Annotated in this window: 19 protein-coding genes and 1 pseudogene; 11 read left to right on the top strand and 9 right to left on the bottom strand. The window is 51.3% G+C overall.

From position 1 onward, the window contains the following. The first annotated feature begins 317 nt into the window (after nucleotides 1–317). On the top strand, nucleotides 318–1532 hold the full coding sequence (locus tag HACJB3_RS02615; protein WP_008418248.1) for a Cdc6/Cdc18 family protein: 1215 nt from the start codon (nucleotides 318–320) through the stop codon (nucleotides 1530–1532). Between the two features lie 575 nt (nucleotides 1533–2107). Further along, nucleotides 2108–2914 (top strand): hypothetical protein, encoded by an 807-nt coding sequence (locus HACJB3_RS02620; protein ID WP_238532799.1) that lies wholly within the window; start codon nucleotides 2108–2110, stop codon nucleotides 2912–2914. 249 nt (nucleotides 2915–3163) lie between these two features. On the opposite strand, the gene HACJB3_RS02625 is transcribed toward HACJB3_RS02620, so the two are convergent. After that, on the bottom strand, nucleotides 3164–4177 hold the full coding sequence (locus HACJB3_RS02625) for an alcohol dehydrogenase catalytic domain-containing protein (RefSeq protein WP_008418244.1): 1014 nt from the start codon (nucleotides 4175–4177) through the stop codon (nucleotides 3164–3166). A 173-nt stretch (nucleotides 4178–4350) separates the two neighbouring features. On the opposite strand from HACJB3_RS02625, the gene HACJB3_RS02630 reads away from it, so the two are divergent. Continuing rightward, entirely contained in the window at nucleotides 4351–4989 is a 639-nt protein-coding gene (locus HACJB3_RS02630) for a hypothetical protein (RefSeq protein ID WP_008418242.1), read from the top strand. 142 nt (nucleotides 4990–5131) lie between these two features. Here the strand turns inward: HACJB3_RS02630 and HACJB3_RS02635 are convergent, their stop codons facing one another. Then, on the bottom strand, nucleotides 5132–5482 hold the full coding sequence (locus HACJB3_RS02635; protein ID WP_008418240.1) for a hypothetical protein: 351 nt from the start codon (nucleotides 5480–5482) through the stop codon (nucleotides 5132–5134). Nucleotides 5483–5822: 340 nt separating this feature from the next. Between HACJB3_RS02635 and HACJB3_RS02640 the strand changes: the two genes are divergently transcribed. The 5 genes and pseudogenes from HACJB3_RS02640 (at nucleotide 5823) to HACJB3_RS02655 (ending at nucleotide 8931) form a co-directional block, all read left to right on the top strand. Continuing rightward, a complete protein-coding gene (locus tag HACJB3_RS02640) occupies nucleotides 5823–6392 on the top strand; it encodes a DUF7342 family protein (protein ID WP_008418238.1) in 570 nt (189 codons plus the stop codon). After that, nucleotides 6385–6821, top strand: a pseudogene (locus HACJB3_RS21205) (hypothetical protein). The gene HACJB3_RS02640 and the pseudogene HACJB3_RS21205 overlap by 8 nt, the downstream one beginning before the upstream one ends. Nucleotides 6822–7245: 424 nt before the next feature. Further along, on the top strand, nucleotides 7246–7749 hold the full coding sequence (locus tag HACJB3_RS18635; RefSeq protein WP_008418236.1) for a winged helix-turn-helix domain-containing protein: 504 nt from the start codon (nucleotides 7246–7248) through the stop codon (nucleotides 7747–7749). Continuing rightward, entirely contained in the window at nucleotides 7749–8258 is a 510-nt protein-coding gene (locus tag HACJB3_RS02650; RefSeq protein WP_008418235.1) for a hypothetical protein, read from the top strand. The genes HACJB3_RS18635 and HACJB3_RS02650 overlap by 1 nt, the downstream gene beginning before the upstream one ends. 271 nt (nucleotides 8259–8529) lie before the next feature. Beyond that, a complete protein-coding gene (locus HACJB3_RS02655) occupies nucleotides 8530–8931 on the top strand; it encodes a PqqD family peptide modification chaperone (protein WP_008418233.1) in 402 nt (133 codons plus the stop codon). 185 nt (nucleotides 8932–9116) lie between these two features. On the opposite strand, the gene HACJB3_RS02660 is transcribed toward HACJB3_RS02655, so the two are convergent. The 5 genes from HACJB3_RS02660 to HACJB3_RS02675 all read right to left on the bottom strand — a co-directional run bounded on the left by HACJB3_RS02660 (nucleotide 9117) and on the right by HACJB3_RS02675 (nucleotide 19841). Beyond that, a complete protein-coding gene (locus HACJB3_RS02660; RefSeq protein WP_008418231.1) occupies nucleotides 9117–9665 on the bottom strand; it encodes a metal-dependent hydrolase in 549 nt (182 codons plus the stop codon). Nucleotides 9666–10010: 345 nt separating this feature from the next. After that, on the bottom strand, nucleotides 10011–10631 hold the full coding sequence (locus tag HACJB3_RS02665; RefSeq protein WP_008418230.1) for a hypothetical protein: 621 nt from the start codon (nucleotides 10629–10631) through the stop codon (nucleotides 10011–10013). A 1105-nt stretch (nucleotides 10632–11736) separates the two neighbouring features. Further along, a complete protein-coding gene (locus tag HACJB3_RS19530) occupies nucleotides 11737–13434 on the bottom strand; it encodes a sodium/phosphate symporter (RefSeq protein ID WP_148258222.1) in 1698 nt (565 codons plus the stop codon). Next, nucleotides 13391–16240: an ABC transporter permease gene (locus HACJB3_RS18650; RefSeq protein ID WP_238532800.1), complete on the bottom strand. Its 2850-nt coding sequence runs from the start codon at nucleotides 16238–16240 to the stop codon at nucleotides 13391–13393. The genes HACJB3_RS19530 and HACJB3_RS18650 overlap by 44 nt, the downstream gene beginning before the upstream one ends. 1624 nt (nucleotides 16241–17864) lie before the next feature. After that, nucleotides 17865–19841 carry a hypothetical protein gene (locus HACJB3_RS02675; protein WP_008418221.1) on the bottom strand — a complete coding sequence of 659 codons (1977 nt, stop codon included), beginning with the start codon at nucleotides 19839–19841 and terminating at the stop codon, nucleotides 17865–17867. 167 nt (nucleotides 19842–20008) lie between these two features. Between HACJB3_RS02675 and HACJB3_RS18655 the strand changes: the two genes are divergently transcribed. Next, nucleotides 20009–20395: a hypothetical protein gene (locus HACJB3_RS18655; RefSeq protein ID WP_238532801.1), complete on the top strand. Its 387-nt coding sequence runs from the start codon at nucleotides 20009–20011 to the stop codon at nucleotides 20393–20395. A 178-nt stretch (nucleotides 20396–20573) separates the two neighbouring features. Continuing rightward, nucleotides 20574–22013: an oligosaccharide flippase family protein gene (locus HACJB3_RS02680; RefSeq protein ID WP_008418219.1), complete on the top strand. Its 1440-nt coding sequence runs from the start codon at nucleotides 20574–20576 to the stop codon at nucleotides 22011–22013. A gap of 172 nt (nucleotides 22014–22185) precedes the next feature. On the opposite strand, the gene HACJB3_RS18660 is transcribed toward HACJB3_RS02680, so the two are convergent. Continuing rightward, entirely contained in the window at nucleotides 22186–23058 is an 873-nt protein-coding gene (locus tag HACJB3_RS18660; protein ID WP_238532802.1) for a glycosyltransferase, read from the bottom strand. A 174-nt stretch (nucleotides 23059–23232) separates the two neighbouring features. Between HACJB3_RS18660 and HACJB3_RS18665 the strand changes: the two genes are divergently transcribed. Further along, nucleotides 23233–24417 carry a polysaccharide pyruvyl transferase family protein gene (locus HACJB3_RS18665; RefSeq protein WP_081461298.1) on the top strand — a complete coding sequence of 395 codons (1185 nt, stop codon included), beginning with the start codon at nucleotides 23233–23235 and terminating at the stop codon, nucleotides 24415–24417. Between the two features lie 25 nt (nucleotides 24418–24442). Here the strand turns inward: HACJB3_RS18665 and HACJB3_RS18670 are convergent, their stop codons facing one another. Beyond that, a complete protein-coding gene (locus HACJB3_RS18670; protein ID WP_008418214.1) occupies nucleotides 24443–25312 on the bottom strand; it encodes an FAD-binding protein in 870 nt (289 codons plus the stop codon). Between the last annotated feature and the right edge of the window lie 174 nt (nucleotides 25313–25486).

Raw genomic sequence — 25486 nt, forward strand, 5'->3', positions numbered from 1 at the left:
GAGTCTTCTTCGTCGATAAGGGTGGATCAGAGCGTGACGTGATCGTTGCTGGATCGACCGCAGACAGATACTGACTGGTAGGACGCCGACCGTTGTCTGAACCGATTGCTTCGGTCGAATCGGTTATCGGTAGAGGATCAGTCAGTGCAAGTTCTATAGAAGAGAGCGATCGATCGTCTGATAGCAGCGCACTCTCTGTTTGAGTTGATAGTATCCCGAAGCGATGGGTTAGCGATGCACCGGTAGTTTAAACGGAGCGGTAGTATACATACACGTAGTTCCGCTGGGAGCACTAACGAAACAACCCCCATGCAACGATGAACAAGTACGATGACCTGTTCGACGAGACGACGCCTGATGATAGTGTCTTTGCCGATAAGGGCGCACTTGATCCCTTAACTGAGCCCAAGGAGACCATTGCTCGCGATGAGCAAGAGCACGAACTCGCGACAATTCTCAACGGTATCCACGAAGGCTATCTCCCACCGACCGTTTCGATCCACGGGCCACCCGGGACGGGAAAGACCATGACCACACGACGGGTCACCCAGGAGTTCGCCACACGAACTGAGGAGCTCGCCGTCGAGTACGTAAATCTCAAGGACTGTCGAACGGTCTTCAGTGCGGCCAACGAGATTCATCTTGCACTCACTGACGAAAAACGTGGTGCCTACGAAGGGCTTGACGGGGTCTTCGAAGGAATTTGGGAGGCACTCACTACGTATCCGGAATGGACGGTCCTCATTCTCGATGAAATCGATCACGTTCAGCACGATACGAACTATGATCCCAACGAGTTCTTCTATCGGCTCCTGCGTGGAGAGGGTAAGCTCGCCCGCGATGTTCAGCTCTCATGTTGGCTGCTTAGCAACGAGTTGTTGACAGTCGACCTCCGGCTCGACAGCCGTGTACAGAGTGTCATGGGGGACAGGGAGCTGTTCTTCCCACCATACGGGCACGCAAAGCTCGAGGCTATCTTGAAGCCACGTGTCGAGCAGGCGTTTCGCGATGGGACTCTGTCCGACGATACATTCGACCATGGTATCACCAAGGCGGCGTACCGATGGGGCGACGCACGGCGGGCGCTTCGGCTCTTCCGACAGGCAGGTGAGACGGCGAATGAACGCGATCTCGAGCAGGTGACTACGGACTGCCTCGATACCAACTTCGACGCAACTGAGCGGGAGGCGACGATCGAGAAGCTGCTGTCGCTTCCCCCAAACCATTTCATGGTGCTTATTGGGGTCGCCCAATGGGAGAACACGCGTACTGGAGAAATCATTCAACCCGTCACTACCGCTCAAATCCAGGAAAGTGACGAACTTACTGAAATTGGGCTCGGAAACCGAGCGGTTCGTAACCTCATTATGGAACTCGAGACCATGGGATTAGTCGAAACGTGGATCGAGTCGAAGGGGAATGAGGGCCGCGTGAAACAGGTCGAAACCACCTTCGATCCACAGTGGGTACATCAGGCAGTAAAATCCTATATCAACGAATCGGATGTTCGGTCGCGTTCAGCCGAGGAGTAAACTGCCCCTCCCTACTCGCTCACGGCTGACATCGTTCGTCCTTGAGGGTAGGCCCACCGACGGTCGGACAACGCTACGATGCGCTCTTCGTGAAGTCGGGAATGTCGAATTCGAGGGTGGGGCGGAGTGGTTCTACCGGCTAGAGAGCGTCTACCGACAATCTCCGATCTTTGAGACCGGAGCAGTTGACCTATGACTTACTTTTCCTCTGAATCGCTATCAGCGTCGTGGAGACAAAGACGGCAGTATCTGACTTGCTTTTCCCGCTCGCTCCGAACTGGTTCCCCACAGCTCCGGCAGTACGTAGGGAGCTGGATTGGTGTGTTCTCGGAGAGCCATTGAAGCATTATCTCTGTTTGTTAGTGACCACCACTATCCGTCTTTCGTATTCTGGTGGCAGTCGGTCGAGCGTCCGCCAGTGGCCTGGGATATTCGTTCACTACTACGGTTTTCGTTGACCCCAGCAATCGCTTGACGGTCAACGCCGGTCCAAGAGGTAACCTATACAGTGCCCTTAACACGTATTAGTCAGACAATATATATGACGATCTCTGATGACTATCAGATAGAACATGATGAACCTGGGTGATTTCACCTTTGATGATTACGGGCGACTGCTTGACGCTGCGCTCGCACACGGGTACACGTTCTACACCCTCGAAGAATACGTTACCCGATCGAATCATGACTCTCCGCATATCATCGTTCGTCACGATGTCGACCGGAAGGTTAGCACCGCACGCTCAATGGCGCGCGTTGAGGCCGACCGAGACATCTCGACAAGTTACTATTTCCGCACCTCGACATTCAGCCCCGAAACTGCCGCTGAGGTCTCCGGATTAGGGCATGAGATCGGGTATCACTACGAAGATCTCGCGAAGACACGCGGAGACTTCGAAGCAGCCCACGAGCGTTTCGGGCGGAATCTCGCTGCGTTCCGAAACCATGCAGACGTGCGGACGATCTGCCCCCATGGGAGTCCGCTCTCACCCCATCACAACCTCGATATGTGGCGTGGCGAGTACAGTATTGAGGACTACGATTTGGTCGGTGAGGCATATCTGTCCGTTGATACTAATAGTGACGACGCCGAGAGACCCTCCTATGTCTCGGATACGGGCCGGGACTGGGGAACGACCATCGCTGATTTCGGCCGTATCTCGACGACTGACGACCTGATCGCGGGCCTCGAATCCGGTGGCTGTGAACGCCTCTATCTGCTCGTGCATCCGGGTCGCTGGTCGCGCAACCCCGCAGAGCATATCCAGCGTGTGGCGTGGGATCTGGCCGCCGAGGCTGGCAAATCCACCGCGAAGGGTGTCCATGCGATCGGGCAAGCGACGAACGATCGAATCGTTCGGGCCTTCCGCGAGAGAACATGAGGTTTCGGCCTTCGGCGCCCACGTAGCGACCACTTCGGCTCGCATCGTCTGAAGGCCGGGCCGGCCTTGTCCTCACTAGACGTTCGCGCCGAGCGCAAGCACGCCGTTGAATGTGATCATCGGCGACGGCTCTCACGAGAGGAAGTGTCCGAGGATCGTCTGCCCTTGTTCATCGTAGAGTGATGGCGGCCAGAGAAGGGTGGTGGCATATACGAACTCGCCGTGAATTCGGATGGACGACAGCTAGGGCTAGGGTGTGATGAGGAGTTTACCGACGCTCTCGCGATCCTGCATCGCTGTGAACGCCGCGTCGGTTTCCGAGAGTGGGTAGGTCCGATCGATTTCGGGCGTGAACGCACCGTCGTCGACGAGATCGACGAGCGTCTCTAGGTCGCCTTGGGTTCCCATCGTGCTTCCAATGAGACGTTTGTGACCGAGAAAGAGATCCGGGACGTCGATCTCAGACGTCCCGCTGGCCGTCCGCCCACAGACCGCCATCCGGCCGTTGCGCCGCAGGACGTCCAGTCCGAGTTGAGTATATGCGCCACCGAGGTGGTTGAGCACGCTGTCGACCGGCTCGATGTCGGCGATAGCCGCTCGGATATCGTCCGGGTCAGTGCCCACGATCGCGTGATCGAGGCCGAGCGATTCGAGGCGGTCGAGCTTCGTCTGTGAAGAGGACGTCCCGACGCTCTGAGCACCGAGGACGGCCGCGAGTTGGACGCCGGCAACGCCGACGCCGCCGGTCGCACCCGGGACGAACACTAGATCGCCAGGTCCGGCCTCGACACGGCGAAGCATGTGGTACGCAGTCATGTACGCCGTCGGAAGCGCGGCCGCCTCAACCATCCCCACATCGTCGGGGAGCGCGACGAGGCGATCGGCCCGGACGCGGGCGGTCTCGGCGAGCCCGCCATGATAGAGCGAGAAGTTCTCACAGAGATTCTCCGGGCCTTCCCGACAGTAACGACACGTCCCGCACGTCTCGTTCGGGCAGAGGACGACTCGGTCCCCGGGGTCGACGCCGGCGACGTCCTCGCCGACGTCTCGGACGACGCCGGCAACATCGAGGCCGCTGACGAACGGCAGGTCGTCGGTATCGATCATCGCAGAGTCGCCCTCGAGGATCCAGAGGTCGTGGCGGTTGATCGCGCACGCCTCGACGTCGACGAGCGCCTCCCCGTGCCCGGATTCGGGTGTCGGTTGGTCGATGATCGAGACGCCGTCCGGGCCGGTGAGATCGGTGAAGGCTGCGACACGCATCGCTCTGGTATTCGCCGTCCGTCCAGTTAGCAGTACGGGCACACTCGGTGATGGTGGCTACTGCGTCAGTCAGTGTGAAAATCGTCTCATACCCGCTGCTGGGACACAGGGTGCGATTGGTTCGATGGCTCACCACAATAACGAAGTCCAGCCGCTCGAAAGACTGGGACAGGATGCCATCTCTCCTCGAACGCTTACTCGGCACTGACACACCCGACGAACAGGTCGATCTCGAAGCGCGCCAGAACGACGCGGATGAAGCGCTTCGCGATGCCGTTAAGCGCGGTAACTACACCGTCGAGGACTGTGGTGTGACCGGTGTCGCGGTCGTGAACGAAGGCCCGAATGGTGAACCGGTCATCGTCCCTATCGCTCGCTTCTCGCTCGGTGAAGACGTCGAGAACCCCAACATGGATCTCGTCTGGGAACTCGTCGGTGAAGCGGTCAAGGCCGTCCAGGCACCGTTCGACGACGTGTTCGTTCGTCACTACGACGTTCAGTTCACCTTCGACGGCGACGAACTCTTCGAAGCCGAAGAGTGCCGGCGGGTCGCGCTCACTGATCAGCTTGTGGATCGGTACGCGACCGACGCCGGGTTCGGTATTGCTGACCTCCGCGATGCGGTCGAAACAATGGATGACATCGACGACGAGATCGCACCGGTCGCGTGGGGTGAGTGTAAAGATTACAGTCAGACGGACAACGCGGCGCTCGTCGTCGCCGGGACGGCTGCCGCTGCGAGTGCCAGTGCGAGTGCCGCGAGCTGTGCGGGGGCTGGTGCAGCGGGCGGTGCGGGCGGCGGCGCGTGTTGACGGGTTTAAACTAGGGCCGTGAGTGCGATGTACTGCTCGCCGTGGAACGGCATCTTCGGAGTAGTAATAAGTAGCCACGGCCGCCCTGAGCCAGCGCCTTTGAACGGATCCTCCCCGTAGACGATCGTTCAACGGGGAGAACTCATCTCTCAGCCTGCTCGCTCGCCTTGATCCACTCGTCTCGGTCCTCTTCTCCGTAGCAATCATCGAACAGGCGCGTTACCCGATGGTGATCGTAGGCCTGTCGAAGTCGATCCAGGTTATCGGTGAGTGCCCAATATGGAGCCTTATGTCGAACGAGCTCCTGCTTTGCGAGTCGCGAGAGGACCGGATGGATCGAGTTTTCGGGGACTGGCGTCCGACTGGCGATCTCCTTTGCCTTCCATGCCCGGTCTCGATTCTCATAGAGGAACCGAAGCACGTGCTCCGGGTTGCTGAGTTCCGCTAACTCCTCTGGGGAGCGTTCGTCGAACTGATCGATATCGATCGACATGTACGTGTACGTACCTTCGCTACGCTGTCAATTAAATGTATGCTTTGTATGGTTACCACGCTTTGTAGGTTAGTAGGATGTATATCTGAATGGGAACGACGACTGCGATCGATTCGGAGTGCTGTTTCCAGGAGGCCGAGCAGGGCGGGGTAGTTCGCCAAGGAGCGTTCGCTTCTGACCGTGTACGTCGCCGAATACCTCGATGTGGATGTGATCCCCCGACTGAATTCAGGATTTCTTCCGAATGCGCTCAGAGCGCCGAACATTGAAACAGAAATAATTCAATGGATACTAGGTATATATCGCTCCATGTGGTAGCGTCGGCACGGAGACGTTACGAATGGATATCACTGACAGTCCCGACGACGCGTACATCGGCGACGAATCTCCACCGAATCTCGACGAATTGGAGTCGCCTGATGTACTGCTCAAGGGAGGTTCGATCCGCGAGCGACTCTTCGACGCCGTCACCGGCCTTCGAACCCCCACGAAGGTTTCCGACATCGCTGACCGTGCTGACTGTGACACCGAAACTGCCCGCAACTACATGAAGTGGTTCAACGAGATGGGACTGGTTCACTGTCACGATGGTCGCCCTGTCCGATACGAGCGCAACGACGCGTACTTCCAGTGGCGACGCATCGACCGCATCCGCGAGGACTACTCCGAACGAGAGATCGTCGAGGCGCTTTCAGACACCATCGATCAGATAGAAAAGTACAGAGAACAATTCGACGCAGACGATCCTGACGCCGTCTCCCTCGTCGAAGCCAGTCAAGACATGGCAACCGAAGACGCGTGGAAAACACTCTCCGAGTGGAAAACGCTCGAACGAAGAGCGTCTCTCCTCGATGCGGCGCGGCGTGACCACCCAGCCTTCGGTAGCACCCCCGGTCACATCGATGTCTGACAATTCGGCTGACCCGCCCAGTACCGGTCCCATCGATGCTGAAATTCTCGACCGGATTGCCGCGCACCTTTCCAGAAGCGCTCGCTTCGACGACTCCAAGCACGCCCCGCGTATGCGCCGAACGCTGTCGTCGCGGATTATGACCTCGGGTACGTTCCTAGCGGGGTCACACGTGCGTCTCTTCGAATCCGATGGTTCGAGACCGACGACTTCAGCGTCCATTACGCCGAGCAATACCGGACGGGGTCCGCATGGGAGTGTCGTTGGGACCGCCACCCGAACGACCACAACACTCGCGAGCACTTCCATCCGCTCCCGGATGCACCGACGCCAGGCGAGGATGAGGACTATCCAGACGAGTGGCGAGACGTAGTTGCCGCCGTACTTACTCGTCTCGACGAACGGATCCAGGCGTTCTGGAACGAGTAGGGCCCCAACGCGGACCCGTGGTGTCCGGTTCTACAAAACGGAGTCCAGCTGAAGATGACTCGGTTTAGGGGAAACCGTAGGTTGTCGCCGTCGGGAGTCGTGTCGATCGCCCACAGGATCCGTGACAATGCTTGTGACTCGCGTGTCGACAGGCTCTTTCGTTGAGTCTCTGTGTCGTGAGTCGTGTTCATAGCCGTTCACCGTATATAGATCCTAAATCGAGCCAGAGTAGTATGACATGAGTGCAGCACGTTCAAAGAAAATCTTCGTCTGGTACTCGCTCCACTACCGTACATATGACGCCGCGATATTCACTTGACATCCTCCCCGGTTGAATATTTGAATCGAGCCAAATTATTTGTATCGCGCGGTCCAAGCGTCAGTACAGATGGCTGAATCGAAGCCAGAATCGTGGAGAGAGACGATGAGCGGCCGTGAGCGTGTTCGGCACGTCGTAGAACTCCTCGAAGAGCCGACGCCAGTGCAGGAGATTGCAGACCGGGCGGACGTCTCGCGGACGACGGCCGACGATGAACTCCAGCGACTGGCGAGTGACGACTGGGTTACCGAAACGACTATCGATGGGACGAAAGCGTACGATCTGAACCCGGTGCGGATGCTCTTCGACGAGGTGACAGACCTGATCGAGGCGCATTCGCGTGACGAGTTAGAGAGTCAACTTGCCGAGCTTACGAAAGAACAGGACCAGCTGGCGACAGAATTCAACGTCGAGTCGCTTACCGAGTTCCGAGAGCAATTCGCTGCGGAGGAGTTCTCGGCTGAGGAGCTTCGTGAGCGCCGGAACGTGATCGCTACGTGGGAGTCACTCAACACCGAACGTGGGCTTGTGAAACACGCTCTCCAGTTATATGACGATGTCGTTGAACTCTCTTCACCGCGAACTGACTCTCCTTCGACGCTCGCCTGATGGTTGTCTTCCTTGCAAACCGGGCGAGTTTGCAGAGCAAGCGACTCCACGACCGAATCCGGAATAGACTCAGCGGTGAGTTCAACACCGTTCGTCGACGGCGTGCCGAACCGCGCGAAGCTGGCCCGTACCGGGTTGTCGCTGACGTTGATCCACGACAGTTTCTCAGCACCGACCGGTACCCAGCGACGACAGCTCGTATCGAGATTGGAGTTCAACTGCAGACCGGAGAGCCATACGAGTACTACTGGTTCAACTGGATCGAGCCGAAGCGAAGCCTGCTCGTCGGCTGGCATCAGGATGATACCTACGACGATCTCGGACCAGTTCACCTGCAAGTGAACGATGGCTCAACAGCTGTGACTCATCACCCGGCCCAGTTCATCGATTCACACCCGCTCGACGTCGTTGCGCAGAGACTCGCAGCGCTTCCAGACGTAGTTGCAGCCGTCAAGTGGGAGAACGGCCGTCCTATTGGACTTGATACAGCTGCCTCTGTACTCGAGTAATGTACTACCCGGTGTGTTCTGCGTCTCGATCGCTGAACGGGTCGCTATTATAACAGAAGCATGAACCGGGCCAGCGGGGAAGCGGTATGAAAGTCGCTCAATGAATCGATTGCGCTCATTGTGTGAAGTACTATCGATCAGCAGAATTGTGTCCATCGAGTGCTAGTATTCGAGTCGAACCTCGATTGTAGTGATGTTAATTATTTATAGTACTATATCCTCTCTTTATCGAGGCTAGCTGAAACAACTACTGGAGATTACTGATTTCGGGATGAACACAGAAGAACGGGAACGCCGACAGCGAATCTGGAAACTCCTCACGTATGAGGATCAGACATACACCGAAGTGGTTGAAACAGTCGCGGATGAATTCGAGGTGGATCCGGACACGGTAGAGGAGGACATCAAGAATATCGATAAGTGGCTATACAAACTGGATGTCTACCGCGACGTTCAGGGGATCTCCTTGCTTGCCGAACTTCGTGACAATCGCCGGCGACTACACCAGCTGGCAGAAATTCTCGACGAGCAAGGAGAATTCGCCGAGGAACGGAAGATCAGAGCAGAGATCAATCGGTCGATCAACATGGAGCGACATCTGGCCGATAGCACGCTTGCTGTGCGAAGGGTATCACTTGAAGACGAGGATCTACTTGACGAGATGGGACTGTGATAACTGTCCAACTGGATCCAGATGCACTACCAACGGTGTTGTAGTAAAGGTAAAACCCGATCGCGAGTCCGTGCTCTAATGTAATCGCGGTGGAATGTCGACAGTTCCTCTAGCTGATTCAGCTCATCTTCTAGGTAGTCCTGTGTCTACTCTAGGCGTGTCGAATCGATCGACCCTCCCTCATCTCAACGGCTCCACGCGCTGACCACTCCGTCTCGCATCGTCTGAAGGCCGGGTCGACCCTGTCGCCACCAGAGAATGACCACGACGAACCCGAGGATAAACTCAAAGGCCACCATCGATGTCAGGTCCAGCGAAAGGAAGTGTCCGATGATCGATCGATCTTGTTCAGGATACGGCGGTAGCGGCAGCAATGGCCAGACGAGAAAGGTAATAGAGGCAAACTCACCGCGGATTAGGGCTGGAAAGATGTCACCAGCGATGTGTGAAAAAGCACCGATCGCGAGCGGAATGTCCCACTTCCCGTCCCAGTCACGGGTAACGGCGGCTACGACGAGTACGAGCGGGACAAGAAAGAGCAGGGAATGGCCAAGCGAGCGTCCCGTGGGCAATATAGGCAGGGTCCACGCCAGCGGCTTGTCGATCAAGTCAGGAAGTTGTGTGCCGAACAGCAGCAGTATTATCGCCGGCCCGTCCGGTGGACGGTCATAGCGAACGCGTGTGTAGGCAGCATAGAGCAAATAGCCGACTGCAGCGTGTCCCCATGGCCACATTGGTTCCAGGTTCTTCGGCGAGGATCATGTATTCACTGATACTGGTTGTGATCATTACGCACACCATGTCTCTCTTTCTGGAATCCAGATCAAGCCTTCATCAGAAGACGCCACTGCAGAAGTTAGCATACGCTACGAAGCGTGAAACAGAAGACTCGATTTCTTGAGAGGACTACTTTCGTCGAAAGTAGTGAAAAAGAGGCCACGTCCACCTCTTGGCCTTCATGCGAAGCCCTGCGAGGTAATACACCCACCGCTATTCGACCGTTTATTCTAGACCACAGTACAAGACAAATAGCTATCTAGTACAAGGGCGGTGGAACAACGGGCTGAAAAACATCCATCTCAGCGCACCTCGATCGCGTGCTCGCTACTTTCAACGACAGTGTCTTCTCCAGTTGCTTTCTCGCCGGTCTCGGCTCGGTAGACGTCCCAGAGTGCATCGGAAATCGCATCAGCAGTGGCAACCAATCGTTTGTTCGCACCTTCCTTCGTGCCACTCCCATCTTGGAGTTCGAAGGCGTCCCATTCGGTCGCGAGTGCCTGAAACGCGTCGCCGACCGTCTTGTGGGTAAAGTCGATTCCGAGTCCATGGCCCATCGTGATCATAGTGGGCACGTCGACAGCACCACCCTCGCCGATCGGGTTCGTGGTCTGTTCGATCTGACGCAGTATTTCGGTACGCGCGAGGCGTTTGGCGCGCTCTTTCTTGGAACCCTTTTGCTGGGTGCGCTGGGCACGCAGTTGGGCCCGGAGATGCTGAATCTCGGTTTCGAGCTCCTCAATTCGGTCAACGATTGCATCGACTTTCGTGATAGGATCGGACTCAGTGGAGATATTACTCAACCCATGAAGGAGCCGGCGGATCGCGGCCATTTCAAGGGAGTCCGTCCTAAGCATCTCACGCTCGAGCCGTTCGAGACGGGCGTCGATGGGTTCGTCGGCCGACTCCTTAGAGCGTGGCATAACCTTCCCCCGAGGCGCTCTTCGTAATTCGTTCAATACCGAGCAGTGTGAGAGAAGATTGCTGGGTCGCAGTGTCCATCAAACAGCCGAGTCGTCCCGTGACTAGTAGTTCAGTCGCTCCGAGCGTCGGCTCAGTAATGGTTGATAGACAATCCCGACAGTAGAGGCGCGGGACGACCCACTCGTCATCGCCGGCATACCGGACTGCGTAGGCAGTGACTCGGTCGCCCTCGCGAAGCGTACTTTTACAGTACTGACAGCGCGTTTCAACGGTCGGGAAATCAGCGAAGAGCTGTTCAGCGGGTGCATTGATCAGCATTCCTGGCACACCTCACAGTCAGGCGCGTGGAATTCACTCCGGTAGAGATCCTGCTCGTAGATGGATTCACGAGAACACGATTGACAGCGCCAGTAGGTAGTCGCGTTCGAAATCGTTGGGGGTTCGTAGTGCGGACCGCTGATATACTGATTGGAGCTGGTTGGTGAGCCGATACTGTTTTCTGATGGTGAGTAGCTAGTGTTCATTGCTTCTCCTCTAGAGAAGCGCGGTCGCGTGTCCAAGCACGCGGCCACAGGCCTTCTGTGGCGCTTCACGCTTCTACCATCGGTTATACAGTGCTACTACTTCAATCTATTGCTGTTGTAAACTCTTATAGTCAGCAAACATTAGAAGCATACAAAGTAATAAGACTGCGAATCTGAGCACGAATAGTTACTATTGTGAATACTGATACTCAAGATAGAAAAGATGGGCCTGTCCCCTACTGACCTCAACGATCTTGATAACGAAATATTAGATTGCCTTCAAGAGGGACGAGCGACGCCAACATTAATCAAACGCCTCTTAGAACGAAAAGGCACCCGTGAAACAGTGAGCCGGCAATACGTAAACCAACGTCTTAAGCGGCTTACCGAGCACGGTCACATAGATAATATTCTTGACACGGGTGTCTATGAGCTAATAAATGATCCTCGTAATAGCGAAAATAATTAAGTAGAATGAGACTGGTCCTTCGATCAATTTCAATTATCCGCTTTTATGTATCGATTTGTTGGTAGTTAGGTGATTTCAATTGAGAACGCCAGCAGAAGGTATTTGAGAGGATTAACAACCTTCTGTGGACCCACCCGGTGGGGTAACAATCACAAGTTGGTCATCGCCAGAACCACTCATGTACACCAAATTATTGTTCGCTTGCCAGTCAGCGTATTGGTTATCAGACAGCTGTTCAGGCGGAGCCGGATAGAATTGAGCACCGACTGTTGTCCACGAATTTTCTGCAACTGTCGTACAAGCAGGTGGATTTCCACCCTGGAGCCAATTGTAAACCGGTTCTGTACCGGCGTTGTGTTCGGAACCATAGTAGTTACCTTCGATCCGAGTAATATGATCATCGCCAGTCCACGGTTCAGGGATGGTTGTCGAAGCGAACGTCGCTGTTGAGAATTCAGCCTCCGTTGTGGTACTTTGGTACGACAGTGCCTCAAGTCCGATGAATGCGATCGGTATTGTAGTGACTGCAACGAGGATCAGTGCGATCGGCAGGCCGACTTTAATTGCCGTACCGAATGACTGTGGCCAGTCGTCCATATGATCGTATAGCACAAATGCTGCAATCACGGCCACGACGATTGTCCCGAAATGAACGAACGTCTGTGTACGTCGTACGAGTATGTCGTATTGTGGTGATAATCCAGCAGTCAGACCGATCCCGATAAAGGCAAGCGGTGCCACTAAGAGAGCGAGAATAAGTGGTCCTTGGTCTGATCGAACTACAACGGGGATCCCCCAAATCGTAAGAAGAACGAGCAGCAGCAGAGGTGCAACTAACGCAAGCAACAATGGTGGTGTCGTAGACAGACCGGGAAACACCGGCTGGATCGTATTCAAAGCAAGAACACCGAAACCGAACAGATTGACAGAAGCGATCGCTCCTCGGCTCAAAACCGGCTTTGCGGTTCGGATCCAGTATGCCAAACTAGCGATTACGATAATCCATGCAATTATCAAGGAGGGGTTAGATGTGATTACTCCAGAATTCTCTGGAGGAGCTCGTGCATAATACGATAGCAGATAGATCCAGAATCCAAATAGGACAATGGCTCCTGTAGTGAGGGGGAGTCGCGTCGGACGCTGAATAGCCCAGATACTAACCAAGACTGTAAGTGTAACTGCAGCGATCATCGTACTGATATGGTGTGTCGCTGGCAACGCAAGCAGTAACACTCCTGCTGCACTGAGCCAAGACCAACGTGAAGACTCGAAGAACCGATGCAGACAGAGAATAACTAAGGGAATAAATAACAACCCGAGGACTTCATAGCTAACCGCTACGGTTCGTCGCAGATAGAGCCCTTCAGTCGCGAGGACGATCCCTGCAAGTGTACCAGCAACAAGTACACGTCGGGGGGGCCACCCGAATTCAATGCCGAACTTGCGTACAAGCCCCATCGCGACCAAAGCAGGGATCGTTCCGATAACCGCAATGATCGGTTGAGCAAGCCAAATCGGCTGGATGTCAGTTATTTGGCTCAGGGTGACCAGGAGTAGTACAAAGACATAACGAGGTAACGCCATTGACCGATGGTCATCCGGACTCGGAACAGATCCTGCTGCCAACGAGTCACGAGCAATATCAGCAAAGACAAACCCGTCCGGGTTGAATGGCAGGGGCGTCCAGTAGAGGGGTGAAAGTCTAATTGCTATGCCAATTGCGAGTACTGAAAGCACAGCAAGCGTATATCGCCAGTAGTCGCGATTATCTCTCACGAATCTCACCTCTAGTTGGAACTCGATTGTCACCTGTTAGTACGGCAGCAGGGGAGCGATACAGTAATGAACCGACAGCGATCGTCGCACTACAGAGTGTTAACCCGAGTCCGATCACGAGTGTAAGCAGCACTACTCGAACTGGTGGGAGTGTTGGAATGTGAATTCCGTAGATCGTCATCAATCCGAGAACATCCAATAACTGCATGACGAGCAGTGAGACAATGAGAGCTCCAATGGAACCAAGCGAACCGATAATAAACGCATCCCGTAGTACGATTTGGAGAACAGCATAGGGACCGGCCCCAACGGCTCGATGAATACCAATTGCTTGTCGACGAGAATGAACTGCCCGTGTCATCGCCGCTGAAAGGCCTCCGATAGTCATAGACGCTGCCAATCCACCTAACGCCACCAAGAGAAGCGTGATGTTGCCGACAGCCGCTTCGATAGCTTGGTCGAGACCGCTACTATCGTTTGTATAGCCGCTACTCGCAAGTGCCATAGCAGCGCGTTCGTCGCCTGAAACCTCATAGCTCGTCTCTGCACGAACAGTGCCCGACAGTTCTACCTGGACATCGTATGTTCCTGGAGGTTGACGAGAGAGCGAGGTTTGATATTCAGTTCGTTCACCAGTCTCGAGTTGGATTTGTTCTTCAGTAGTCGTCCCGGGGCCAATGATACGAATCGATGTTTCGATCGGTTCGTTCCACGGATTGTAGACGGTGGTCCTGACTTCAGGTGCAGTAAGTGCTGTTGTCGATTTCGGTACAACATCTGTAGAAACGACAGGTTCACGGTCGGCATCGGCCGTAACCTCGATAGGCGCTGTTGCCGTCCCATTCTCGGTTGCAACTCGAACCTCACGGGTACCAGTTGAGCCGACTGGAAGCCGGACACGACCATCTGAATCAGTCTCGACAGTGGTGTCATCGATCGCAACGGCTGTATTTGCGAGTGACTCATTGGTGACTGTCTGGACTTCAACAAGTGGTTCGCTGCCTGGAGGTGCCTCTGCTGGAATACCACGTAGTCGAGGTGTCTCTGGATCAACGATCGTGATCGATTGAGACGCTTCTCCGTTGACTTCTATCGCTCTATCGCCAGGGCCAGCAGTCGGGAGGGAAAGCTGCACTGTCTGTTGCTCCCCACCTCCAAGCGTGACCTCTTGTTCAGTTTGTTCGTCTTCAAGCGATGCGGTCACTGTATGGGACCGTTCGGTGGTGCCGTGGTTTCGGAGGGTGACGTCGACATCGACTGTATCATTTGCGACAGCGCGCTCCGGTGCTGAGATATCGAGAACTGTTACCGAGGAAGAGGCCTCTGACCCCTCAATGGCTTCGTCGGTACGAATCAGATTGACCTCGTCATTACTTAGGCCAGCGAGATGTTGCGCAGTAGGAAGAGAAAGCAATAGCTGATCTTCGTGTGCACCTGGTGCCGTATAGACGCCGACGACAGTAACGCGGGAGACTCCTTCTTCAACACTACCGCCGAGAACCAGCGTTTCGCCTATCTCCACATCAAGTGATCGCGCCAATGAGGCTCCTACAATAGCTTCATTGGGTGAGGTATGCATACGTCCTTCCTTGAGTTCTGCATCAGTGACGCTCGCAAACGATTCGTACTCAACGCCTCGTGTAAGAAACGGTTGACCATCAACAACGGCAAATCCCATGACCTCAGCGCTAGCATTGACCCCATCAGCCTGGAGTGCGTTGGTATATTCCATGGGTACTTGACTGTTAAGGGGGTGAGCGGTGCCTGGCTCGGAAATCGTTGAGCCGGTAGTCGTCGCAACTGGTGCAGCAGTCAATGTGAGAGCCGAAATCACGAACAGAACCGACATGAACACTGAGAGTGTCGCCGTTGCTGGTACAAACGTTCGCCAATCGAGCAACACGAGCCCAGATTGATTTCGGCCTTCAATCGCTGTTGAGAGTTGAGCAGGCAGGTCACGGACTGCTGACCAAGCAGCAACTGCACCTGCGACTGCACCGATAAGAATCAGACCGAGATAGGCTGGGATGAGAATAAAGAGAGCTTGGGTGGTTGCACCAAGGTCGAGAGCCGCCGGAAAACCGAGGTAGATAGCTGCCGAGAGCACTGCATTTGGAAGAATAACACCAAGAGCATACCCAAGCAGAACACCAACCGTAGTTAGGATGGCTGCACGGAGCGCAAATGTGCCAAGGATGGTTCGAGGTGTTGCCCCCGTTGATCGTGCTGTCCGGATCGTTGCGAGACGATCACGAACGCTCATTCGGGTGACGCTATAGACCGTAACCGCAACGAGGACTGCGCCGCCACTAACAACGGCTCCCATAAGCGAAAGCAGCTGTGATTGACCGGTGAGGAAAAAGCCTAGCGCTGCCCGCAGCGGAACACCTATTGTGGGAACCTGATTCCCGCTATCAGTCAGAACGAGAGTTTCGGTTGTCCCAAGTTCAGCGACCGTCTCAGGTGTTGTTATATACCAATTAGGCGGAAAAAGGTACCTCTCGTCTTGGCTCTCAACGGCCGCTGCAACGGATCCGTCTGTACCCTCTAACTGAATAGTGGTAGCGTTGCCTTCTCCATGGAGGAACCCACTATCGGGTGGTGATGGAACATTCCACGATGAGGGTGCGTTAGCTGGGATGCCAATGACGGTAACGTCTGTTCCATCTTCTCTTGTTGCTGTTGCAATCGGCAGCGTTAGTGCGTCTTCGGGTGCATCTTCTGTAACCGTTGCCGTTCCAGAAGATCGTAGCTCATCAGCAAGACCGATCGGCTGTGCACTAGCGGCAACGATAAGCAACGTACTGCCGGTGAGAAACGCAACAGTCAGTGCAACCATTACAATGGCAAGCCGATCCCGTTGAGACCAGCGTCGAATCAGAATACGATGGTAACTCATCGTTGAGTGGTTAGCGAAGATGAAAATTTAGTCGGTCGTAACTGTATCATGTATCTACAATTGAAATACGCACATATAACTTTCATTTTTGTCTACTCCAGAATCTATGTCACAGCTGTTAATATTCTTCTCAGTATGATATTAGATAGTTTAACGTATTAAATATTTATATATTTAACCGATGGTCAGAGGAGTAGCTTGATGCCTTAAAGATTTACAGCACTATTATTGTTGATATTTTATAAATATTCTAGGATTTTTCACTAGTGGTCGGAATAGTTGTGTCGATCGTCGAATCCGTTTGCCAGAACTGGTCGTAGGCATATGTATCTCTGGATTGGCATTATAGTCAATGTTTTGTTATTTATCGGCTAGGAGGGTCAACGAAAGAAAAGCTATCGTAACCTTCCCCGGCCACTCGCAGCGATCCTCGTGAATAAGTGACTCTCTCGAACAGGAATGTTGATGGTGCTCATTTGGATCGACTATAGATCAACGTACATTCATCGATGAACGGACAGCCGTCACAGCAGGATGGATCGTGCCAAGTGGACCCCTCTTGAATGGATCCGACACCCAGATCGCTGTGGTTATACGTGACTCAACGTACCGGTAGTGCCCGAGATAGAGATCTCATTAAGAAGCCGACCAAGCGGGTGGGCGCAGTTGGAGAGAATTATTTCACCAATCCAGAAGTTGTTATTAGAGGAAGCGCACGGGGCGCTTTGATGGTCTTATTTTAGACCAATGATACCACGATGAATACGTTGAGTATTTGAATAATACAATCATCGGCGAACTCCTTGAATTATATATCTACGATGACTTCCGCGGCGGGTCCGTGACTAATCGGATTGAGGATGGGCCGCAGTGGACCAATTACTAGCCGGATTGGTCCGATGACGCCTCTATCGAGAATGACGAACTCGTCATCCCTTCGGGAGGGACCCTCATAACAGATACCCCCATCTCAACTGGGATGTAGCGGTTCAACTGGATTTCTGGTGACCCATTAAGGCGGGTTTCGTCTTTGACTTTTGCCGAGATACTATGGACGACGAGTGGCGTCTCATCATGTCCTCAGGCGGGGGAGTGTACAATCTGCGGAAAATCGTATCGAGCAGTGTGACCGATCTCATTGATGGGAATTGGTCGGGGGATGATACCGAACACACGACAGAAATAGAGCGGTCTCTCGACGGCAACGGGGGGTTGTTTTTGATGGAACGAGCCAATGGATCATCACAGATACTTTCGATCCCATTCTCACAAAGCTCCGGATCGAAACATGTCAGATATTATATTAAATCAGTGACATTAAAATATGAGCTGTTGGTTTATAGTATTTAGAGAAAATATGTATCATGAACTGCACGAGATATGGGACCGAATCGAGATACCCGTTAAAATCATTGGCGCACTAATAGTCGCAGCGCTCTTGTTGGCAATCGCGGAGGTGCAGTCAATTCCGATTTTATTGTAGCGGTGGCTGCTGGTCTCCTAGATTATGTTGATAGTTTCGGGCGCCATTATGCTCCCAATCGGCATCGCACGCGCCATCTACTCACAGACCAGCCATATCAGACAGATCGGTATCAGAGCCAGTAGCGTCCTCGGAGTCACTAGAATTACCCTCATAATACCCGAAGTTCTCGCCGGAATCGTAGACCTTTGACCGATTATCAAGGCCGTTCCAAACATCTGATTCGGCTCCGTATCGGGAGTTGTGGCCGGCATCTGGATTGAAATCTTGGTCAGTCGTCATGACTTTCAACGGCCGGTCCTCTAATTCGCCAGCCCGGATGAGCAGTATTGATCCAGGAGGATGGTCCGCGAGTTGCCCATCCTCTGTAACATGAATTCGGCCATGTTGTCCATTCGAATCCGAGAACTCGATATACCGAGAGACGACGAAATCCGACGGGATTGGGGCGTCGGAGTACGTTGTTAGCGTCTCCGCCGACGAAACCTCTTGCTCGGTTAGGTATTTGGTGTGAGTTGTCGTGGTGGCGAGAGGCTGGTCTGTCGCGACGATATCGGCCGATACTGCTCCAAAAAACGACAAGAAGAGTACGGCACCGATCAGCACGCCGTAGGTAATGTGTGCTGGGGTAGAATCGAGGAGTCGGACGACACCAACCGCGACGGCAATTGAGACGAACATGACGGAGTAGATCCCCCATCGATCGAAGTTGAGGGCACCCGCGGCGGGGATGAGCGTTGTCGGGCCGGGAACGGTGAGTCCGAGTAGTGTAGTCCCGAGCAGCGCTATAATGATGAGTCGGATGGACGATCGATCATCGGAGAGAATAACCATCGTGCCGAGGACCGCAAAAAAGACGAGTGGCGCATACGATGCATAGTTTAGCAGACTGACCAACGGTTCAACAAGGTCTTGGGCACCACCACCGCCACCGCTTGCACTCGGCGGCGATAGCAAAAATCCGACTAACGTTTGGAGAACAAACGGGCTTGAGTAAATCCAGTACGCGGCCACAAACAGCGCTGCCCCGACTAATGTCGAGACTGGAAAAGCACGTTGGAACCCATCCACGGATGCATAGATGAACCAGAGAGCCGCATACATCGCAACGATCAGGACGATGAACGGAATGGACGCTGCGTGGTAGGTCACGATCGCCACGATCGTCAGACCCAATAGTGTGATCGAGCGGTTGTTGTGGGTGTATGAGTAGTAGACGAGCGTCCAGAAAAACACGACTAAGAGAATACCAGTAATACTCCGAGAGATACTGTATGTGCCATAATAGATGAACTCTGGGTTGAATGCAGCAAATAGTGGAGTCAGTAATGCAATCCGTCTATCTCCAGATACCCGGTACGCGACTGAATACAGCAGCGGGGTTGCCGAAGCATAGATAATCCCCGAGATAACTGCGATCAGTCGTTGTGGCCGCAGCTCGATGCCTGTGATGTCGGCGACTACCGATCCGAGGATGTGCCAGAGAGGGTACATCCCATACAGGTCTTGATAACTTCCATAAATATTACCGAGCGGTACACCCCTGTTAAGCTGTTTGATCCACCAAGCGTGGGGGATGATATCCGTACCGCCAACATAATAGTACGGCAACAAGGAGACACTCCAGATGATCGTCAGTGACAGAACGGACACCTGAGACAATACCAGCGCGTCCGACCCATTCACATGAGTTATCTGCAAGAAGATGGAGAGACCAGCAAACGCAAAGACCGCATACACGAAGTAGTTTCGAGAGCCCGCAATTGCCATCCACGAGATAGCGAGGGCCATTGGAACGAGGAACAGACAAAGAAGCAACGTGGAGTTCATCTCCCGTGAGTGGCCCCTCGTTGGTTGGTATGAGGCCAGCACATAGAAGATAGACGCAAGGACGAGAGGGACCGCAAGGTATGACCCAATAACAGCATATCCCGGCAATCCGAACAGATACGCAAGAACGATGGCACCGATTCCGACAACAGGAGCCACGACTGCGATAACCGTTGCGGTCAGCGTAAAGCGTCTATTAGAACTATCCGAAAAGAATTCATGATCCATTGTCTTGTTTTTTTAGAAGGAACGGAGGGCATTATTCTTATCCATTCGATGCTACAGAGGCGGCGTTGATTACATTCTGAAGAGCGATCTAGCAGTTGATTCACCCTCACCGTGCATGGATACATTATCACATCGTAGACCGCCCGTCCGTCCGGAGGTGACTACTGATGCCATTCCAATTTTTTAAGGAAGGCTCAGATTACAAGTTTGGATCGATAAGTGTAGACAATATAGTTATCGACGGAGGGACGTGGGACGGAACCTCGCAACCAGGAGGACAGGCATCCCTTTCGGTTGTTCGGTTGGGAGATACGGATGGGTCCGAGATCCGAAATGCGATTGTCCAGAACGGGAGCTACTATGGCCTTAACATCCCAGAGTCGAACAACATCCGAGCCCACAACATAATATCACGAAACCATTACCGACACGGCATCCAGCCACAAAACCCAGCTGGACGGTACTGGGCAGTACTACAACTGAACAATATCGAGGTCTATGGAAACGGGGAAGTCGGGCTCAGCATACGTTATAATCGACATTTAATGATATAGACTTATAATATCGCGTGCGAAATTGATAAACAAACTTGTCCCACCGTTCTATACCCCCGAGATTGAATAGAAAATATGGAAGTGACTGTACGCTACATCTTGCTCAATGAGTAGTCGGACTATCTCAGGAATCGTCTCTGTCTTAGGAGGGAAAATCGGTGGTCTCTTGTTAGGTACCGTGACAACCCCACTGCTCGTCAGAATTCTTGGGAGCGAAGATTACGGAGACTATGCCTTCTTGCTCTCGATGTTCGCAATCATCACTATTTTTTCCCATGCCGGAATTTCGGCAGGTATTCGAAAGTACATCGTTGAAGAACGAGATCAGCAGGGGTGGAAAGAACACGTCTTCGCGTTTTACGCGCGCCTAGCCATAGGACTCGCAGCTCTCGGCAGTATCTGTTTGATACTCTTTGGCGTATTCGGTCCGGTCGAACGACTGTTCGGTGACGGCTTCTCCCTGTATTTCATTCTTCTTGCCGGTATGCTCATTACTAATCAAATATTCTATGTTTTTCGATATACTCTGATGGGTCTTCATTTTGAGCGCTATTCCGAATCTCTCTCCGTATTACAGACGTTCCTTTTGGGTGTTTTTGGACTGAGTTTAGCCTACATTGGTTTCGACGTTGCTGGAGTTCTCGCAGGAACAACGCTCGCCTTCTTAGTATGTGCGTTCGCAGCGATGTGGATCCTGCGGTCCCGTCTCAATCTCACAGTCGCCTTTCGGTCATTGCCCACGGAATTTCCGGCGAAGGAACTCTTCAATTTCAACACCTACAATACCGTTTTCGTTTTCCTAACGGTATCTTTATATAATGTTGACATTTTATTACTTCAGCCGATGGTCGGTAGTCACGAAACTGGATTGTACAAGGCTGCACTAGTCATTGCGGAGTTTTTGTGGCTCATCCCGACCGCGGTGCAAATTATTTTCATCCAGTCTTCTTCGGAGATGTGGTCACGGGATGCCAGCGAGGAGATTACCAGTATGGTGAGCACCGCAACCCGATACACGTTGGTGCTTACGACGCTGTTACTTCTCGGTATTGCAGCGCTCGCAGCTCCGTTCATGGAACTCTATTTCGGACCTGAATTCGGTGCTGCGGTCGTCCCCATGTTACTCCTCCTCCCTGGTGTGCTCGGATTCGCAGTCGCTCGCCCGATCTATGCGATCGGACAGGGAAAAGGAGAACTGCAAATACTGATCGTCGCAACCGGAACTGCAGCAGTCATTAATCTTGCTCTGAACCTACTCTTAATCCCACGATACGGGATGGCTGGTGCAGCGATCGCAACCAGCATCGGGTACGGATCGATGGTCGTCTTTCACTATCTCGCAGCCCGCCGAATCGGCTACAACCCGTTCGATGATCTTCGACTTCCCCGTATCGCCATCACCGTTGGTGTAGCTGCACCGATCATCTTTGGACTCTCTTATGTGATCAACTCCGGACTCCTCTCGCTCATAATCGTCCCTCCCCTTGGCTTCCTCGTCTATTCGACGCTCACGTTGCGGACCGGTGCGGTCACAGCGGATGAGATCGTCCCACTCCTCGACCGTGCTCCAACTCCACTGTCGGATTGGTCGATCAAGATGGTTCACAGCATCGAGTAACCGTTTTGATCGTCACGGAGCTGTTCCGGCCGATAATGAAACAAACTATTTCAGATAGTAATAGTTTAAGTCATCGAATTTTCAATAAGTGCTCTGACTAGAAAATTGATATTAAAGGTAACAATATAAAATTATACTTATACAGATTGGTAGTATACTTACATATTTTCTACTAAAATACTGTTCTGATTCGAGAAACGATTTTTCTTATCTTTAGTAGGTAAGTAATCATATAGAATGTTAGTAGAATTGATAAGGAGTAATTGAGATCTCGAAGTCGTCTATAGAGTCTAATAGGATTTGGTGGTAGGAAATCTATTATTTTAACAGCGCTATTATCAGATGATATTCGTCGCTCAGCGGAGGCACGACCAAGGCGAGCAGCCTTTGAAAAATGATTTGAGGCGGAGGTCCGAGCAGGATGCTGAAGGTGAGTATCCGATGCATAATAAGAACAATAATTTCTTTTGTTGACACGATGGCCAAATTCTGCATCTCCACCAGATTTGACGGTGGAATCAAATAGCCCGACGTTCTCGATCACCGACCGTCGTACAGCTAATGAACAGGTTGGAGAGTAGTTCTTATAATTCATGTAGTAGTGTACTGGAAGACCCTGCGCACGATCGTAACGAGCCCAAATAGTTTGTTTATCATTCGGAATGGTTATATTAACGTCACACCCAATATAATCTGAACCTTGTCGAAAGCACTGCTCTAAATCGTTTAGCCATTCTGGAGGTGCGGTCATATCCGCGTCAATGAATGCAAGATACTCGCCGGAAGCGGCATTGATTCCAGTATTGCGAGCGGCATACGAACTCTGAATATCCGATTCTACGAGGCTAGTTACAAGATGAGGATGGTCTGACTCAAGCTTCTTGATAACAGAGAGAGTCTCATCTGACGAATTATTATCTACAACAATAATCTCATAGTCATTTTTGGGATAATCAATATCTATAAGCGATTGAATAGTATCATATATGCCTGCTGGATCATTGTAGACAGGACAGATTATGGAAAATCTCACAGCGTCGCTCATAGAATAGTTCTAGATATAATTAACCAAAAATGTTCCGGACCGATAACTGATGTTATATTAGCGAGATATTCCACTTTCTGGTTCCTATACCTTTTCCGATATATAATTATATACGAGAAGTGATATTTAGCAATATAAAAAAGTATTTATATAATACCCAAACAGTATACATCAATGGTCCGAATCGGGATTCTCACATTCAGTAATAACGAAAATAGAGGAGCGCTATTACAGGCATATTGTGTGAAACAACTACTTGAACAAGAAATAGAGGGGTCAACTGTCTCAGTCGTCGATTATCGTACTAAATCAAAAGAGAGAAGCAGGAGATTTAACATTTTCGCTAAACATCCTAAAAAGCTTCCAACGCTCTTGAATAGAATACAGGACTTTCGAATATGTGAAAATTTTGCTCAGAACACACTTTTTGAAGACACAGATCAACTGATTACTAATGATCACGGTGAAGCAGTATCATGGTTAGAAGAAAAAAACTATGATTTGATAATTACAGGAAGTGATGAAGTTTGGAAGATTCGGTCAAAAAGAGAAGGTATACACAAATATACACGTCCGAATCGCCCATTTCCAAATTTATACTTTTTAGATCCATCACTATCCGCAACAACTGCTTCGTATGCTGCCTCAAGCAATACAACGATTCCAGATCGTCTCAACAAATATGAGAGAAAGACAATGGAAAGACATATTTCAGCAATAGATTTTGTGAGTGTACGAGACCACCATACTAAGGAATTGCTCTCGGATTTTGGAATAAAGAACGTAAGAAAAGTTCCGGATCCAACGTTGACAGTAGATATTCCCATAAGGAGTAATAGTAGTAGAATCTTGAAGAAAAATGGTATAGATGTAGATAAGCCCGTGCTTAATGTGCATTCTGAGGAACACCCGGCGATAAGAAGAGCTTGTAAGTATTATAAAAACAAAGGGTATCAAATAATATCCACACGGTCATCACCATATGCAGATATTAACATGATGGGGAAGGTAGATCCCTTTGAATACTACTCACTATACAATTTATGTGATCTAGTTCTAACAACTAGCCTTCATTCTACTATTTTTTCGCTAAAGAACGGTACCCCCTTTGTCACTATTGACACGAACGAAATTTATAGAGATATAGAGAGCAAGACTCATTCACTCCTACGTGACTTTGAGTTGCTCGAAAGACATGTGCCAGTTAGTAGCCATAGTAGATTATTACAAGAAGATCAGCTCGAAAAATATGAGATGGGCTTAGATCAAGATCATGTAAAATCAAAAATTAATAAAATGAGAAAAGATGGTAGAAAATATATACAGAGTATAGGTCAAAACATAAACCAACGCAACTAATAGATATAAATAATTTTATATTTCTCTAATTATCATCTTTCCAAATTTGATACTCCGTTTTGAGATCCCGTCCACCGGGAATAATCTTGTTTGCTATTTTTGCTATCTTCATAAGCCGTTCGACATCTTTCGAAGTGGCGTCTCCTGTATTAATAATCCTATTATTATCAGAAAATTTTGCATCGCCTATTTGCAATCCTTTGAGAGGTAAGGGCTGTCCCGTCTTAAATACTGAACCAGCGTTTGGGAGAGAACGTTCACGACTTTTTGTTTTCAACATCCTATCCTTTATCTTCTGAGTACTGTCTTCTTCGTTCTCTTCAGGAAATTCAAAGGTAGCGGAAAGTATCACCCAATCGTTATGATCTTGGAATGACGAATATCTATTGGAAAAATCAAAATATTCTCTCGGCTGAGTTTCAATCTCCTTTCCATTAAAAAATTCAACTGAAACTAGGTAGTCCGAGAGCGTTGAATTATGACCCATACCACGTCCTGCGTTCATGAATACTCCTCCACCAACAGTTCCAGGGACGGAGTATAGGTACTCAATACCACCGAGATCATGCCGAATTATATAATTTGCAAGCTGTGGCAATTTTACAGACGCACCAGCAGTTACAGAGGTCCCATCAACCTCTATTGACTGGCAACATTTCTTCATATCAATTATAAGATCGGTAATACCATTAGTGTCAACCAATAAATTTGATCCAGCTCCAAGAATACGATAGGGGATATTATTTTCTTTACAGCATGATAGCAATTCAATAGCTTCTTCTTTTGATTTCGGAGTCGCGATCTCAGCAGTACCACCAATACGTAGCCAAGTATGATTAGAAAGTTGGTCTACCTTTGTTTCCACCTTCTCATCCAAGAGCGACTCATAGGTCATTCGTAAATATCACACGACAGGATTATACATGGAACGGCATCAAATTTTGGATGATGGAATTAAACGGTTATATCGATACCAATTCTTAGAGTAATTATTGCTGGTAATAGATAGTTATTATAGAAATAGTCGTAATTAAATATCGTTAGAATCTCATTCTTCACAAAGATAAGC

Source organism: Halalkalicoccus jeotgali B3 (assembly GCF_000196895.1).
In the GTDB taxonomy this organism is placed as follows: Archaea; Halobacteriota; Halobacteria; order Halobacteriales; family Halalkalicoccaceae; genus Halalkalicoccus; species Halalkalicoccus jeotgali.